The following is a 15,877-nucleotide window of genomic DNA, read 5'->3' as shown; positions in this document are numbered from 1 at the left end:
GCTCCGAAGTCTTCGGAACCGCGAACGGTCCTTCAAGGCCGAAAGAACTCACGGGACATGGGACTTGCGAAGACATCGCCGGGCAAACCCCATCACCCGGGAGCGCATCGCCCGCGAATTGATAGGTGTACTTTTTACGTCGGTGCATAGTGTAACAGAACGGCCTGAAACAACGGATGCCTCCGGTAAACCGCTACATGATTCACAGAATACTTTCAGACTTCATTGAGAGGTATAACAGTAATGCGCAAGACAACGGTCACGAAGCGCAATAATAGTGGAGCCGTATTGATTAGTTGATGAGTTTCGAGAAGCTCGAATCATCCGAATCGTCCGCATCGCATGGATAGGCGTGAGGCATTCGGATGGGTTCGGCTTAGGAGAGGCCTAGGAGAACGGGAGAGGTACACATGTTCGTCCTCAGCAATGCCTGGCGGGCTTTGATGCGGGCCAAAGGACGCACGGCCCTGACCGCGCTGATTACGCTCGCGGTCACGTTCGGCACGGTTGCCGGGCTGGCCGTCGTGCAGGAAAACACCGCGGCGCACACCGATGAATACAACGCGCAGGCGGCCAATCTGGCCATCCGTCCGAGCGCGGCGGCATGGAAGAAGGTGTCCCCCACCGACTCGGCGAGCACCAAGCAGTACATGACGTGGACGTCGTACACCGAATACGCCACGGTAATCCAGCAGGCCGGCGTGAATCTGGACTTCACTGTGACCGAAACCGTGCCGGCGCGCACGACTGGCGACCTCAAGGCAGTCGAGGGCGAGTCCTCGCTGGACTCCGCATCCGACGACAAAACCGGCGGCCAGCTGCTCTGGCGCGCCTTCTGGACGGCCGACGCGGCCAAGGCGAGCGACTTGGGCACCTTCAAGCTGGTGGACGGCAAGAACCTGAGCTACGACAACCAGTCCTCCGACCCGGACGTGACCAGCGCGCTGGTCTCCTCCGCCTTCGCCAAGGCCAACGGCCTGAAGGTGGGCGACAAGTTCAAGGTGGCCACAGCGGCCGATGCCGATACCACCTATGAGCTCACCGTGCGCGGCATCTACGAGTACACGGCCGCCGCCGACTCCGACAATCCGGTGGTCACGGCCCGTAACCGCGAGAACGCGATCTTCACCAACTATCAGGCGTACTCCAAGGCCGGCCTGGACCCGTCCGCCGACGACCACTCGGTCTCCGGCTGGCAGGTGCCCGACCTGAACGTGGTGTTCAACGTGACGAACGCCGAAACCTACGACAAGCTGGTCGCCGAGCTGAAGAAGGCGAAGCTTCCGGCGTCCGGCTTCGCGATCTCCTCCCCCGCGCTGGATGCGTACACCAAGTCGCTGGAGCCGCTCGATGCGGTGACTGGCAATGTGAAGACCGGCACGATTGTGCTGCTCGCCGTTGGCGGGGTGCTGTTGCTCGCGCTCGTACTGTTCGGCGTGTGGGGGCCGAAACGCGATGACGAGATCGGCATGGCTCTGGTGTCCGGCGTATCGCGTGGACGCCTCGGATGGCAGTTCATGCTGGAGGTGTTCTTCGAGACACTGCCGTTCTACGTGATCGGCCTCGTGGCCGGCGTCTTCGTCACAAAGCCGCTGGCCGGCGCGCTGATCGGCACCGGCCATGAGGTGACTGTGGCATCCGGCCTCATCTGGAATATGGTCTGGGGCGGTCTCGGCGCCATTCTGGCGCTGGCAATCCTGGCGGCCGTGCGTCTGGCGTTCTTCCGCGCCGACAAGCTGTTCGCCGCCGATGGCGACTGGGGGACCGTGAGCGAGACCGAAATCATTGAGTCTGAGGCTTCAGGCCAGGAGGCCGGCAAGTCGCAGCCTGCCGGACAGTCCAACCCGGCTGAATCCACGACGTCAACCACCCACGATGATGCGGAGGCACAGGCATGAGCGAGAAGAACACTTCCGAGAACACTTCCGAGGAATTGGAGCAGGACGGCGAGCTGAAGGCGCAAGGCGACGACAATCGCTCCCCCGCCGACTTCATCCAGTTCAGCGTCACCTTTGATGACGAGGACGACGACACCGAGGATACCGATGGTGCCGTCGGCACCGAGGGCGCTGCCGCGAACGACATCTACAGCAGCCTCGCGGCTGCGGAGAACGCGGCGGACACTGCGGATGCCTGCGATTCCGCGGAGTCAGTCGCCGACGCAAATACCGCTGACGCCGCGGAATCGCAGGCAAACAACCGCTCCGAAGAAGCAGTCGCCAATACTGCCGCTGCTGCCGGCGATGCCGAGGCCGCCGATGGCCGCGAGCCCAGCGAAGCCGAGGCGGACGCCCTCGCTTCGGCAAACGCCAGCGCCGAGGTCACCGCGCGGAATGCCGCGCGCGTGAACGAGACGCTCGGACTGGCGAAGTCGGAGAAACGATCCACACTGGTGGATCACGAGGACGCCTCGCACAAGGCCGAGCCGACCATGACGCTGGCCTCGCGCATCGATCGCGTGCTGGTAGGCGGCGGCGCGGATGACGTCCTGCTCAAGACCTACCCCACGTTCGCGCTGAACAAGGTCACGCTGGCGGGCGCCAAGGGCAGGGTCAACGTGTTGGATGACGTGGAGTTCGCCTGCTATGCAGGGCATTCGTATGCCCTGCTCGTCAGCGACGACACCGATGCCGGCATTACAGCGGACCTCAAGCGTCGCGCACTGATGGGCGTGATGACCGGTCTCGTGCAGCCCACCTCCGGTGCGGTGATGAACAAAAGCGCAAACATCGCCGAATTGGAGCCGATCGAGCTGCGTGGACACCGTCTGGGCATCGTGCCGCAGCTGCATGCCGTGCAGCCGTATCTGGACGCCGAGCACAACGTGCTGTATGCGATGGATGCCTCGAACCGCAACTTCCTCAAGCCCCGCCCGGTGATCGCCCGCGAGCTGCTCGCCAAGGTCGGCTTCTCCGAGGCCACGACCGGCATGGCGGTGGGCAAGATGCCGCTGGTGCAGCAGCGACTGGTGGCCATCGCACGCGCCATCAGCACCGAGGCGGAAGTGCTGATTCTGGACGAGCCGACGCGCGGGCTGAACGACGACGACACCGTGGCCGTGTTCGCCGCACTGGCCAAGTTGGCGCACAGTGGTGATCCGAAGCACTGCGTCATCGTGCTGACCGCCTCCCGCGAGATCGCCGAGGCCGCCGACACGCTGTTCGAAGTGTGACGCAGACGATTCCGTGCAACGAATAGAGGCAGTTAGAAGGAACCGCATTCATGGAGCCCCTTCTAACTGCCTAACTGCTTTCAGTGAGGTACATTCCCCTTAGCGCAGAAAGGTATCTCCGTTCAGTGAGGTACCAAATAACAGCAATCCCAAGTATAAGCGGCGTCATTTCAACACTTATACTTGGGATTTCATGTTTGTGGTACCTCACTGAAAGCAGTTATCTGTCCGCGCAAGCGGAAAAGTACCTCACTGAAGGCAGATACTCCCATTCTGTGCAGTGTTGACGCATTACAATGCCCCACGCGCGATATTCTTAGGGAGAGTTTGGCTTACACGGAATGGAGCTGGGCACCATGAGCGGATATATCCCCACGTTGGAGCAGATCGACGAGCTGCACAAGAAGATTGCGCCTTCGCAGGCGGCCTATGATCTGGTGCATACGCATTGCGTGATCGTGGCGACCATCGGCTGCCAGATCGTACGACGTCAGAACGCCCTGTTCACTCGCCGATGCACGTTGCCGGCTGGCGGCGAGTCCTTGGTGCCTTCGCCGGACGGCGTGGTCGGCGGCCAGGTGCCGCCCAGACTGCTGGACGAGCATCTGGTGCTGATCGGCGGCCTGCTGCATGACATCGGCACGTATCTGGTGTTCAAGCATGACGGCACCGACGGCGAACCATTGAAATTCAGCGGCAAGAAGTACATCACGCACGGGCTGAGGGGCTACAGGTACCTGCTCGACGAAGGCGTGGATGAGTCGATCGCCCAATTCGCCCGTAATCATACCGGAGTGGGGCTTACGCGCGAGGCGGTGGTCGCGCAGGATCTGCCGCTGCCGCCGGACGACTATGTGCCCGTGAACCTGGAGCAGGAAGTGGTGATGTACGCGGACAAGTTCAACAGCAAGTCGCTGCCGCCCAAGTTCCTGACCGTGGACGCCTACACCGCCCGCGCCGAGCGTTTCGGCGAGCAGAACAAGCGTCAGTGGCTGGAGCTGGTCGACAAGTACGGCGTCCCGGATATCCCCGCGCTGGCCGAGAAATACCATCAGATTGTGATCTGAGCCAACCGCCGCTAGTGGCCCAGTCCGTCCTCCTCATGGCTCTACGAGGTAACGAGGGGTATGAGGTATAAGGGGCTTACCTCAAGTGAATCAGATGGAACGCAGACGGAAAGTGCCGTTGCGATTGGAGGCCACAATCATCTGGTCGTTCTCCAGTTCCTGCCAGCCTTCCTGGTCGTAGCCGGAGGAAGACACCACGACGCCGTTCTGCTTGCCGTCGCGATCCGTCAGAGTGCGGTAGCGCATCACACGGTAGTCGGCGGCCTGCTCGCCGCGGCCGTATTCGTCGTAGATTTCGACGATGCGCGGGCTGGTCTTTTCACGGCCCGCGGCGCACAAGGCAACCATCTGGTCCTCGGACTGGATGATGCAGTTGTAGCTGGACTTCGGATACGACTGACGCAGCTCGCGCACGGCCTGAGCGACCGCCTCGTCAAGCGGGAAGCCGAAGCCGACGTACTCAAGAATCACCGCGAAGAAAATGGCGGAATCCGAGCGTCCGCCGGTGGAGAGGAAGACGCTGCGGTCGACCGGGTAGGAACGGTTGGTCACGATGTTGCGGCCGTTGGCGTCAGAGATATCGCCGTTATGGATGAAGCTCAAGCCATTGGCGTAGAACGGGTGCTGGTTCTCAATGATGAGCGGCAGATTGGAGCTCGCCAGACGCAGGTGCCAGATGGCCCCGCGAGCCGGCTCGCTGGCCAGCGCGCGGAACGCATGATCGAAACGGGCCGCCACCGTGGACTTGTAGATCTTCACGCCGGTCTCGGGCGAGGGTGCGCCGCCATCACGGACGTACGGCGCCTCGCCGGGGTTGGTCAGTTGCGCCACGCCCCAGCCGTCATTGTGGATTTCCGAGAGTTCGCGGAAGTCCTCGACGTTCTTCGCGCCGAGGATGTCGTTGAGGCTCAGGTCCGCACCTGCCGTCGCGTATCCCAGTAATCTGCACATACCAACACAATCTACCGGGCATATCATCCGACTTGCGGGCTGGGTTATAGGGATTGCTTATAGAGCGCGTCCGGCACCGGGGAACATGCCAATGGTCTGTCTATCCGATAATTGGTTATTCCGGCTTCTGACGCGACGCGCGGGCCATGCGCGCCACGGTGTCGGCATCCGCACGGGTGAAATCGGACTTGCCGCGAGGCTTGCCGGAAGCCGGACGACCGCCCGGCGCGGAGGCTTCGGATTCCACCGCCTTGACCAGTTCGCCGAGGCCGTTGGTAGTGTCGAGCGGATCGGGCACGGCCGCGGGGTCGGCTTTCCGACGCGACGGCACCGGACCACGCACGAAATCCGTACGCTTCAAACGCGGTGGCCGCCTCGTGGAGACGAACAACGGCTGCACTTCGACCAGCGGATTGTAGGGGGCTAGGCCGAACCATTTGACCGGAGAGCCGGCCATGTGGCGGATCGCGTACTTGGCCTGCAGCGAGAGGGCGCCGCGCGAGGACACCTTGGATTCCGGCATGAGCGCCTTGTGAATCAGCACGTACCGGATGGTGCCGATATCCGGGTCGGCGTCCACCTTGGGGTAGAGCGAACGCTGCTTGGGCAGTTCGCCGGTTTTGGACAGGTCGTGCATGATCTGGTGGATGTATGCCGGAATGGACTGGGAGACCTTGAATCCCAGACGGAACCGCACGCGGTACAGGTAGCTGGTGCCGAAGTTCTCCACCGAGTATTCGCGGGTGAACGGCTCGTCGGTGGTCTCCACGCTCACCGCCCACCAGGCGCGGGCGCGCTTGGGGTGATCGGCGAAGATGGAGAAGAAGATGTCCGTATCGAGTCGCTTGGTTTCCGAATCGGAGGTCAGGTAGACGATATTGTCCGCGAAATAGGGGATGCGGAAGTCGCTGTGGAGCTTGTCCAACGCGGGCAGGAAGTCGACGGGACGCATGTGGCGCCGCTGCGCGCGTTCCAGCTTGGTGCCTTCGTTCCACGTGTACATGACGAACAGGATAGCCAAGGTCAGCAGCATCGTGAACCAGCCGCCGTGCAGGAACTTGGCCATGGAGGCCACGAAGAACATGATCTGGATAGCGAGGAACACCACGGTGAAGATCACGGCGCCGATGCGGCGACCCGAATACCAGAGGTACACGGCGAGCAGCACGGTGGTGGTGATCATCGTGATGGTCAGCGCCAGACCATAGGCGGCGGAGATGTGTTCGGAATCCTTGAAGATGCCGAGCACGATCAGCGTGGAGACGCACAGCACGCCGTTGACCACCGGAATGTAGAGCTGGCCGCGCGTACGGGCCGGGTAACGCACCTGAAGATGCGGCATCCAGTTGAGGCGCGTGGCTTCGGAGACCATCGTGAACGCACCGGTGATCAGCGCCTGCGAGGCGATGACGCCGGCGGTGACGGACAGCACGACCGCCACGTAGCGCACGTTCGGCGTCATCATCTGGAAGAACGGGTTGAGCGTCTTCATCGTGTTGTATTCGGGGTTGCGGCTGTTGGCGAGGATCCATGCACCTTGGCCGAAGTAATTGCACACGAGCGCCACTTTGATGAACGGCCAAGTGAAATAGATGTTGCCGCGGCCCACATGACCCATGTCGGAATAGAGCGCCTCGGCGCCGGTGGTGGAGAGGAACACAGTGCCCATCAGGGCGATGCCTGCCGCGTTATGCGGGCTGAACAGGAATTTGACGCCGTAAATCGGATTGAGCGCCTCGAACACGGTCCAGTCGTTGGATAGGTTGACCAGGCCCACGACTGCGAGGAAGGTGAACCAGACCAGCACGATGGAACCGAACACGCGGCCGATGGATTCGGTACCGCGCGACTGCACGGAGAACAGCACCACAATGATGACCACGGTGATCATCAGGGTCAGGCTGGGATTCTCCTCGAATACGTGTTCCAACGGCGGCAGCGTCTGCAAGCCCTCCACTGCCGAGCTGATGGAGACGGCCGGCGTGAGCACGGAGTCGGCGAGGAAGGCGGCACCACCCACCATGGCGGGGATGGCCAGCCACGCGCCACGACGGCGAATCAGCGAATACAGCGCGAAGATGCCGCCTTCGCCGTTGTTGTCGATGCGCATGGCGATGAGCACGTATTTCACGGTGGTGATCAGCGTAATCGACCAGAACACCAGCGAGAGCATGCCCAGCACGGCTTCACGGTCCGCGCTGCCGAGACCGCCCTGGCCGGAGAGGAACGTCTGCGCGGTGTAGAGGGGCGAGGTGCCGATGTCGCCGTATACCACGCCGAGCGCCACGATGGCCATGGAAAGCGTGATTTTGTTCGGACCGGACTGCAGGCGTGCCCACCAGCGGCCGATACGGCCGCGCGCCGCGGTGGAGGCGAGTTTCTCGGCTTCCTTGTTCTCCTCTTCACGCTGCTTGGCGATGGCCTCGCGCTCCTCTTTGGTGAGCGTCCGGCGGGAGACTTTGGGGGCGTTGGTGTATGTATCCGCTCGCAGCAAGGCCGCCTCCTCCTGTTTCAGGGCTTTCGCGGTCTGTTCGGCGGCCGTTTTCGCCGGCTGCTGCTTGGCTGCGGCTTTCGGCTCCGCCTTGGCCTGGGTGGTATTGGATTGAGTCGGCTTGGCTTGGCTCGGATTGGCCACAGGCTTGGCCTGGGTGGTATTGGCCTGCGCCGGCTTGGTATTGCGAGCTTTCGGCTGCCCTTTGGTGGCCGGCCGAGCATTCTGATTGGTTGCTGTGCCCTTGACCTGGGGTTTTTGGGCGCGCGCGGCCTGCTCGTTCGATTCAGCCATACGTTCAGTCCTCCGTGCGGGCGTGGAAACCTCAATCCCGCAATATGTCCCGTTTCTCGATTCTCGAAGTATCGAGAGCCATGGTAGCGCCCTAACGAATTCTTAACAACTTCGCCGCATGACAGTCCTATAAGAGGCCTCGTATGGGACAAACTGAGGTACCGCCGCCCTTCAGTACACCTCAGATGCCGTACACCGCGCGCGTGGTCTCCCGCGTACCCCGCGCCACCTCGGCAATCGGCAGGTCGAGCGTATCCGCCATGGCACGCAGCGTGTACGGAATCATGTAGGGCGCATTGGTGCGGCCGCGGTATGGCATCGGCGTCAGATACGGGGCATCGGTCTCCACCATCGCATGGTCGAGGCCCACGATGCGTAGCGATTCGCGGATGCCATCGTTGCCCTTGTAACTCACCGTGCCGGAGAAGCTCAGGTACCATCCCTGCTCGCGCGCGATCTGCGCCATCTCGGCGTCGCCGGAATAGGAATGGAACACCGTGCGCTCAGGCGAACCGTCTGCCAGCAGTGTTTCGATGACCTCGCGATGCGAGTCGCGGTCATGGATCTGCATCGGCAATCCCAGCTCCTTGGCGAGCGCGATGTGCGCGCGGAACGCCTCGCGCTGCAGTTCCTTCGCGCCGTCGCCGGTGCGGAACAAGTCCATACCGGTCTCGCCGATGGCCACCACCTGCTCGGGGTATTGCGTGGTGAGACGATGCACTTCGGCGAGCGCGTCCTCGAAGCTCACGTCGTGATATGGCTTGTATGTCACCGGCAACCCGTCTGGCCCGGGGACCCCGCGATGGCCGTGCAACACGGCCTCATTGGGGTGTATTGCGAGCGCCGCGTGCACGTTACCTGGATGATCGAGGGCCATCTGGACGGCGGTCATCAGGTGCGGCAGCTCGCAACCGCAGTCGATGATACCCCCAATGCCGACAGATTGCGCCTGCGCCAGCAATTGGTCGACGTCGTACACCGGGACTTCGGGCTGCCCCTTCTCCTGCGCCTCATGGCTCATAGCGCGCGCGAAAGGGATTACGGAGGCCACGTGAGTGTGGTTGTCGATGGTCTGGGCGTCGTCCGGCAATGCTTCAGGTGCCGGGGCCCAGCTACGGTCGCGATGGTGGTGCTTGCTCATGGTTTCTCAGTGTAGGCTGTTTCTCAGTGTAGGCTACCGCCAGCAACGCTCGTAAGGCAGTCCGGTAAGACGTTCGACTACACGACGGGTATCGCCAATCTCGGCCGCCTGAACTTGCCGTCTCTTGCCACGAGCGCAACATTCCCGGGAAAGTAGCGCAACCGGCAAGCGAGATGGCCACCATCCTGCCGCCTTTTCTGCCTCATCAGCCCATTTTCTGCCTCATTTTGATAAAATATGATGCAGAAAAGTTCGTATGATGCAGAAAATGAGGCAGTATGAGATCATTCGACTACATCGAATCAGGTAAGACGTTGCTCACCCCGCACACCACGAGTTTGCTTGCCGCGATTCACGAGGCAAAAGGGCGCCAAAGCATACAGACAACGATCAGACCGGATATATTGGAGACGCTGGTTGCCGTCGCGCGCGTCCAAAGCACAGATGCCTCAAACCGCATCGAAGGTATTTCTACCAGCGATAACAGGCTCAACGATCTCGTCTCGGAGAAAGTCACACCGCGCAATCGCAATGAAGAAGAAATTGCCGGTTACCGTGACGTGCTATCAGCTATTCACGAAAGCCACGACTATATTCCGATTACCCCGAACGTCATTCTTCAACTGCACCGCGACCTCTTCCGGCACACACCACTGACCTTTGCGGGGCATTTCAAGGACAGTGACAACGTCATCATCGAACGAGATGCACACGGGACCAGCACCGTGCGATTCGCCCCACCGTCCGCACTTGCCACACCGGAACTGATCGAACGCGCGTGTTCCGCCTACACGCAAGCAATCCGAGATGAACATACCGATCCATTGCTTGCCATCGCCATGTTCATTCTCGATTTCACCTGCATACATCCGTTCAATGACGGCAACGGCCGCATGAGTCGGCTACTCACGCTCCTGATGTTGTACCGCAATGGCTATATGGTCGGCAAATACATCAGTATCGAACACCTTATCGAGCAAAGTAAAAGCACTTATTATGAGGCGCTGGCCGCAAGCACCCAAGGATGGGACGACAACGCCAATGATTATGCGCCATTCACGAACTACCTGCTTGGCATCATACTGTCCGCGTGCAAGGAATTCGACGAACGCATCAATCTCACGGCAGGCGGCAGAACGCAGGGAGCACCGCGAGTAGCCACCAAGGGAACGCGGATTGAAGCACTGCTTGATCAATCCCTAGTTCCACTCTCCAAGGCCGATATTCTCGCTCGCATGCCCGATACCAGCACCACCACCATTGAGCGCACGCTGAAATCACTGTTGGACTCCGGTACGATCATCAAAATCGGTGCTGGTCGCAACACCCGCTATGTGAAACGCCGCTAAACGCATCCTTGTGCGCAACATCTCGTCACTCTTCCGGCGCTCCGCTGGCCACGCGAATCATCGCGTACTGCGACTCGTAGAGGCGGTAGTACGCGCCCTTGGCGGCGAGCAGCTGCGCGTGCGAGCCGTGCTCGACGATCTGGCCGTGATCGATGTAGAAGATCTCATCCGCGTTCTCGATCGTCGACAGGCGGTGCGCGATGATGAAGCTCGTGCGCCCCTTGAGCAGATGCTGCAGGCCGGCCTGCAGCGCCTCCTCGGTGCGCGTGTCGATGTTGCTCGTCGCCTCGTCCAGGATCAGGATACGCGGGTCGGCGAGCAGCACGCGCGCGAAGGCGATGAGCTGGCGCTGGCCGGCCGACAGGGTCGATCCGCGCTCCTCCACCACCGTGTCGTACCCGTCGGGCAGTTCCATGATGAACTCGTGCGCGTGCACGGCCTTCGCCGCCGCCTCGATTTCCTCGTCGGTGGCGTCGAGCTTGCCGTAGCGGATGTTCTCGCGCACGTTGCCGGAGAAGATGAAGGTGTCCTGCAGCATCACGCCCATCTGCCGGCGCAGCGATGCGAGCGTCACGTCGCGCACGTCGTGGCCGTCGATCGTCACCGAGCCCTCGGACACGTCGTAGAAGCGCGACAGCAGGTTGATGATCGTCGTCTTGCCGGCGCCCGTCGGGCCGACCAGCGCGATCGTGCGCCCCGGTTCGACGTGGAAGTCCACGAGGTTGAGGATGTTGCGGCCGTCCTTCTCGTAGCGGAACACCACGTCGTTGAAGTCGACGCGCCCGCGGATCTGCGGCAGGTCCGCCGCGTCGGGCTTGTTGCGGATCTCCGGCGTGACGTCGAGCGTCTCGAAGATGCGCTCGAGGTACGCCGAGCAGGTGATGAGCTGGTTGTAGAAGTTGCCGATGTTGATCACCGGATTCCAGAAGTTGTTCGCGTAGCCGACGAACGCGATGAGCACGCCGGTGGTCACGTTCACGCCCCCGAAGCCCATCACGCCGACGAAGTAGATGAACGAGATGGTCATCACGGAGATGGTCTGCACGCCCGGCCACATGAGGAACTGGATGTGCACGGCGTGCATCCACGCGGAACGCACCTCGCCCTGCTGCTCCTGGAAGGTCCTGAACTGGGCCTGCTCCTGCGCGAAGGTCTGCGTGGTCTTCACGCCGGCGATCGACTCGTGGATGTAGGCGTTCAGGTTGCTCTGCTTGTTGGAGAGCTTCTGGAAGGCGCGCCGCTGGAAGATCTGCAGCACGCGCACCCAGATGATGAGCACCGGGAACAGGATCAGGCTCCACAGGGCCAGCTGCCAGTCGATCACGAACATCACGATCAGCGTGATCACGAAGGTGAACACGTCGGAGATCACGTTGATCAGACCGGAGCTCAGCGTGTCCGAAAGCGTGTTCACATAGTTGACCACGCGGATCAGGATCTTGCCGTGCGGGCGCGAATCGAAGTAGCTGAAGGGCAGCGTCTGGATATGCGTGAAGATATCGCGGCGCATGTCCTTGAGCATGAGCTGGCCGACGCGCGTGATCGCCACCGTGCGGTAGCGCAGCCCGAACTCGTACAGCACGATCAGCGCGGCGAGGATTACGGCGAGGATGCCGAGCTTGCCGAGGTCCTTGTTCGGGATCGCCTCGTCGATCATGATCTTGGTCAGGTACGGCACGGCGACGACGATGCAGCTCATCGAGATGACGACGACGAGAATGCGCGCCACCTGTGCCATATACGGTTTGAGATATTTGCCGACGCGAGCGATGTCGTGGAGGTCGATGGACTCCTCCAGCTCCTCATCCTCGCGGAATGTATTGCGTTGTGCCATAAGTCCTCTTCTAAAACCCCTGTGCGGCGCCGGACTGGAGTCCGAGCTGCTTGTGGTAGATGTCCCAGTAGCGGCCGTGTGCGGCCACGAGTTCGGCGTGGGTGCCGCGTTCGACGATACGCCCGTGCTCGAGCACCAGAATCAGGTCGGAATCCTTGACCGACGAGATGCGGTGGGCGATGGCGACGATGGTCTTGCCGCCGTCCATCTCCTTGAGGTGCTTCTGGATCTCCGCCTCGGTCTCCATATCGACGGCCGAGGTCGTATCGTCCATAATCAGGATCGACGGATCGTCCGCGAGCGCGCGGGCCAGCGACAGGCGCTGCTTCTGCCCGCCGGACAGGCCCACGCCGCGTTCGCCCACGACGGTGTCATAACCCTGCGGCATCGACCTGATGAAATTGTCCGCGCCGGCGATCTGGGCCATTTTCCGGATATATCGGTCGTCGCTATCATCGCTGGCACCAAAACCGATGTTGCCGCCGATGGTGTCGGAGAACAGGAACGTATCCTGCGCCACGATGCACACCTGCGAGCGCAAGGTGGCCAGCGGCCAGTCGCGTGCGTCGATGCCGTCGATGAGCACATGGCCCACGGTCGGGTCGTAGAAGCGGGAGATAAGGCTGACGAGCGTGGACTTGCCCGCGCCGGTTTCGCCGAGGATGCCGAGCTTGGAGCCGGCGGGCACGGTGAAGTCGAGGTCCTTGAGGATCGGGGTCTCCGGGTCGTCCGGGAAGGCGAAACTGACGTGGTCGAAGCGGATGTCGCCCTTGATGCGCAGCGGGCAGGACTTGCGTTCGGCGGACTGCTGGGCACCGGATGTTCCGGAAGCCCCGGGCGCTCCGGTAGCCTCATCATCGTGCTTGACTTGCTCGACGATCGTGACCGCCTGCTTGACGGCTTCGGCCGCGTCGGGCTTCTCCACGATGCGCGGCTGTTCGGTGAGCAGCTTACGAATCTTGATGCAGCTGGCGTTGAATCGCTGCCAGTCGTTGATGAGCCAGCCGGACTGGCGCACCGGGCCGTCGATCATCCACAGGAAGGAGTTGAAACTCACCAGATTGCCGAGGGTCATGTAGCCCTTGATGACAAGAAAGCCGCCGAGGCCGAGCGTGATGAGCTGCAGCGAGAAGCCGAGGCCGTCCAGCCAAGGCATGTACTTGCGCGAGTTGTAGGCCAGGGCCATGTTGCGCTGCATGTAATCATCGTTGTGCTCGTCGAACTTTTCGGTCTCGTACGGTTCGCGCACGAATGCCTTGACCACACGGTTGCCCTCGATGTTCTCTTCGACCATGGAGTTGAGGGAGGCCAGCGAGTTGCGGATGGAGAAGAACAGCGGGTGGGCGTGCGTGGACAGGCCGCGCGTGAGCACAAAAATGAACGGCGTGACGCAGGCCAGGACGAGCGCGAGTCGCCAATCGATAGCGAACATCACGCACAGGGCGCCCACGAACATGACCACGCAGTCGGCGATCTGATAGCTCACCCAACTCAGGCAGTGGCGGATCGCGTCAGTGTCGGAGGTCAGGCGGCTCATGATGTCGCCGGTGCGTGTGTGGTTGAAGTACGTGAAGTCGAGCTCGTGCAGCTTCTCGTATTCGTCGGAGACGAGGCGGTAGACCGAGTTCTGGCCGAAACGCTCCATCCACATCTGGTAGCCGTATCGCGCGCCCACGCGGATGATGGTCATGAGGATCATCAGTCCACACAGACGCGGCAGTTCGTCGGCATGTCCGCCGACGATGACGCGGTCCACGATGATGCCGGACAGAATCGGAATGGTCAGGGCCATCGTGTTGTTGGCGATGAACAGTAGGAGCGCGCCTACCACGCGGGGCAGGTCTGGTTTGCAGTATGGCAGCACCCATTTGAGGTTGCTTGCGCTGGTATTGATTCCCGGATCGACGTACATGTGAGGGGATCACCGTTTCTTGGGGATTGTTTGCTTGTGGTATGGTGCGGCATGCTCCTGCGCCGCACGCGGCAATCGCTGCCGCCACGATTCACGATCAGCCGTGCCGTGCTTCGCACTGCGCCTGTCATTGGCCGCATGACCGGAGCTCTCCTTCATCGGTCGAAGCACGTTCGACTTTCGCAAACGCGTACTAGTCTAGGCGGCCTGCGTCCAATCGCAACAGCCTGCAACTCTGCGTGTTCCCCGCATTAGCAACGCGGCACGACCCAATTCGCGACGCATTCCCCGGAATGTGTCGCGCGAAACGTTGCGCATGCGGCAATGCACGCTCGAGACCTGTTGCATACCAGTCGACCAAATTATAGAATCACAATTAAGTAAATTACGATTCTATTCTGCGAATGCAAATGGCGCAGCATGCCATCCGGTCTGCAGCAGTTGGAAGTGCTGCGCAATCGCGCCAGACTGCTGCACCCCGAAACCAGCCATTACATGCTGTTCTCCAAATCAGGCTTCGACGAGCACGTCGCCGCCCGCGCGGCGCAAGACGGTACAGTGACGCTTGTCGATTTTGCGGATATGGATTAGTCGGTTCACTCCATTGCGGACGGTAAGGGTGAAGTAACAGGGCTGGGTCAATGGATCGAACCTCTAGGACGGGCAACAGACCCAATCCGCGACACATTCCCGGGAAAGTGGTGCGCGTTACATCACGCTCAAACAACCCAGCATATATATGGGCAGGTATTCGGTTCGGCCAACAGTCTCCACGTTGCCATCATGGAACACGTAGGCATGGGCAAACCGATAATTGTCGGTATCCAGTAGGTTGTTCATGGCCCGATGCCGCGTATAGTCCTTGCTTGATTTGATTTCAACCAGTGAAATATCATCCAGACCTTGCTGCACAACAAAATCAACTTCCCCAATACGGTTCTGGTTGAAGTAATGCAGTTCCAATCCCTGTGCAAACAGTTCCTGAGCCGCTGCATTCTCGAAAATCGACCCGTAATTCATACTGGATCGGTGATTCACAATCTCCAAGTCCACACTGCGTATCAAACGGGAGGTCAGCAAACCGACATCGTTCATGTACAGTTTAAACGTGTTCTCGTCGGTATGCTCCGTCAGCGGGTATTCAGGGTTCTGCACGCGCGAAGTAGGCAAGGCGATACCTGCGTTCGCCAACCAATCGAACGCCGTCTGCATATGAGCGAACCTGATATTCTTGCCCAACTTGGAGAACTTGAATCGTTTGTTTTCCGCATTGAGCTGACTTGGAATCGCCTCGTAAATGCTCTTGATATGACGACGTTCCACCAAATCGGAGACATATTTGGTGATGTCGTATTCATAGGTATCGAATATGGCCTGCTGAGTATTGCGGATCTTGACAATATCGGCAGAATCCACGAATGACTGCACTGCGTCGGGCATGCCACCAATCAGCAGATACTTGTACCACAGGTCGGTGAGCCGTTCATGTAGATAATCGGGAACCTCCCGTCGATCCACATAACATTCACGTTTTACGTATTGTGCGACGGAATCGGCATCTCCCGCAACACGTGAGATATGCAAAAGTGCCGCACGCTGAATGGTGATCAGCGTACGGCACTGCGCGAAACGCATGAAATCCGCAGAACGCACGAAACTCACGAAA

Annotated in this window: 11 protein-coding genes; 5 read left to right on the top strand and 6 right to left on the bottom strand. The window is 60.6% G+C overall.

Annotated elements, in window-relative coordinates; all coding sequences use genetic code 11:
* The first annotated feature begins 410 nt into the window (after positions 1 to 410).
* From BW09_RS06740 to BW09_RS06730, 3 genes are all read left to right on the top strand, one after another.
* Positions 411 to 1,898: an ABC transporter permease gene (locus BW09_RS06740; protein ID WP_140463042.1), complete on the top strand. Its 1,488-nt coding sequence runs from the start codon at positions 411 to 413 to the stop codon at positions 1,896 to 1,898.
* The gene (locus tag BW09_RS10930) at positions 1,895 to 3,172 is read left to right on the top strand and encodes an ATP-binding cassette domain-containing protein (protein WP_044090439.1); all 1,278 of its coding nucleotides are present in this window, start codon (positions 1,895 to 1,897) and stop codon (positions 3,170 to 3,172) included. Before BW09_RS06740 ends, BW09_RS10930 begins: the two co-directional genes overlap by 4 nt.
* Before the next feature lie 356 nt (positions 3,173 to 3,528).
* Complete coding sequence (locus tag BW09_RS06730) at positions 3,529 to 4,239, top strand: HD domain-containing protein (protein WP_140463040.1); 711 nt, start codon at positions 3,529 to 3,531, stop codon at positions 4,237 to 4,239.
* Positions 4,240 to 4,329: 90 nt separating this feature from the next.
* On the opposite strand, the gene BW09_RS06725 is transcribed toward BW09_RS06730, so the two are convergent.
* From BW09_RS06725 to BW09_RS06715, 3 genes are all read right to left on the bottom strand, one after another.
* Positions 4,330 to 5,190 carry a class II glutamine amidotransferase gene (locus BW09_RS06725; protein ID WP_140463038.1) on the bottom strand — a complete coding sequence of 287 codons (861 nt, stop codon included), beginning with the start codon at positions 5,188 to 5,190 and terminating at the stop codon, positions 4,330 to 4,332.
* 115 nt (positions 5,191 to 5,305) lie between these two features.
* On the bottom strand, positions 5,306 to 7,975 hold the full coding sequence (locus tag BW09_RS06720; protein WP_308810340.1) for a KUP/HAK/KT family potassium transporter: 2,670 nt from the start codon (positions 7,973 to 7,975) through the stop codon (positions 5,306 to 5,308).
* Positions 7,976 to 8,156: 181 nt separating this feature from the next.
* Complete coding sequence (locus BW09_RS06715) at positions 8,157 to 9,116, bottom strand: TatD family hydrolase (protein WP_140463036.1); 960 nt, start codon at positions 9,114 to 9,116, stop codon at positions 8,157 to 8,159.
* A 278-nt stretch (positions 9,117 to 9,394) separates the two neighbouring features.
* On the opposite strand from BW09_RS06715, the gene BW09_RS06710 reads away from it, so the two are divergent.
* A complete protein-coding gene (locus BW09_RS06710; protein ID WP_044090443.1) occupies positions 9,395 to 10,465 on the top strand; it encodes a Fic family protein in 1,071 nt (356 codons plus the stop codon).
* A 25-nt stretch (positions 10,466 to 10,490) separates the two neighbouring features.
* Here the strand turns inward: BW09_RS06710 and BW09_RS06705 are convergent, their stop codons facing one another.
* Together BW09_RS06705 and BW09_RS06700 are read right to left on the bottom strand one after the other, a co-directional pair.
* On the bottom strand, positions 10,491 to 12,299 hold the full coding sequence (locus BW09_RS06705) for an ABC transporter ATP-binding protein (protein ID WP_044090445.1): 1,809 nt from the start codon (positions 12,297 to 12,299) through the stop codon (positions 10,491 to 10,493).
* A 10-nt stretch (positions 12,300 to 12,309) separates the two neighbouring features.
* On the bottom strand, positions 12,310 to 14,211 hold the full coding sequence (locus BW09_RS06700; protein WP_044090448.1) for an ABC transporter ATP-binding protein: 1,902 nt from the start codon (positions 14,209 to 14,211) through the stop codon (positions 12,310 to 12,312).
* Positions 14,212 to 14,631: 420 nt separating this feature from the next.
* Here BW09_RS06700 and BW09_RS06695 point away from each other — a divergent pair, with 420 nt between their 5' ends.
* Complete coding sequence (locus BW09_RS06695) at positions 14,632 to 14,802, top strand: hypothetical protein (RefSeq protein WP_003829636.1); 171 nt, start codon at positions 14,632 to 14,634, stop codon at positions 14,800 to 14,802.
* A gap of 117 nt (positions 14,803 to 14,919) precedes the next feature.
* Here the strand turns inward: BW09_RS06695 and BW09_RS06690 are convergent, their stop codons facing one another.
* A complete protein-coding gene (locus BW09_RS06690) occupies positions 14,920 to 15,873 on the bottom strand; it encodes a DUF4143 domain-containing protein (protein WP_241451298.1) in 954 nt (317 codons plus the stop codon).
* Between the last annotated feature and the right edge of the window lie 4 nt (positions 15,874 to 15,877).

The organism is Bifidobacterium sp. UTCIF-1 (assembly GCF_006408915.1).
Lineage (GTDB): Bacteria > Actinomycetota > Actinomycetes > Actinomycetales > Bifidobacteriaceae > Bifidobacterium > Bifidobacterium reuteri.
This window is presented reverse-complemented; position numbering and strand designations above follow the sequence as displayed.

What these genes read in the sequence shown, in the direction of transcription:
- BW09_RS06740 (WP_140463042.1), top strand. Translation starts at nt 411, where the DNA reads ATGTTCGTCCTCAGCAATGCCTGGCGGGCTTTGATGCGGGCCAAAGGA.
- BW09_RS06710 (WP_044090443.1), top strand. Translation starts at nt 9,395, where the DNA reads ATGAGATCATTCGACTACATCGAATCAGGTAAGACGTTGCTCACCCCG.
- BW09_RS06730 (WP_140463040.1), top strand. Translation starts at nt 3,529, where the DNA reads ATGAGCGGATATATCCCCACGTTGGAGCAGATCGACGAGCTGCACAAG.
- BW09_RS06705 (WP_044090445.1), bottom strand. Translation starts at nt 12,299, where the DNA reads ATGGCACAACGCAATACATTCCGCGAGGATGAGGAGCTGGAGGAGTCC.
- BW09_RS06715 (WP_140463036.1), bottom strand. Translation starts at nt 9,116, where the DNA reads ATGAGCAAGCACCACCATCGCGACCGTAGCTGGGCCCCGGCACCTGAA.
- BW09_RS06720 (WP_308810340.1), bottom strand. Translation starts at nt 7,975, where the DNA reads ATGGCTGAATCGAACGAGCAGGCCGCGCGCGCCCAAAAACCCCAGGTC.
- BW09_RS06695 (WP_003829636.1), top strand. Translation starts at nt 14,632, where the DNA reads ATGCCATCCGGTCTGCAGCAGTTGGAAGTGCTGCGCAATCGCGCCAGA.
- BW09_RS10930 (WP_044090439.1), top strand. Translation starts at nt 1,895, where the DNA reads ATGAGCGAGAAGAACACTTCCGAGAACACTTCCGAGGAATTGGAGCAG.
- BW09_RS06700 (WP_044090448.1), bottom strand. Translation starts at nt 14,211, where the DNA reads ATGTACGTCGATCCGGGAATCAATACCAGCGCAAGCAACCTCAAATGG.
- BW09_RS06725 (WP_140463038.1), bottom strand. Translation starts at nt 5,190, where the DNA reads ATGTGCAGATTACTGGGATACGCGACGGCAGGTGCGGACCTGAGCCTC.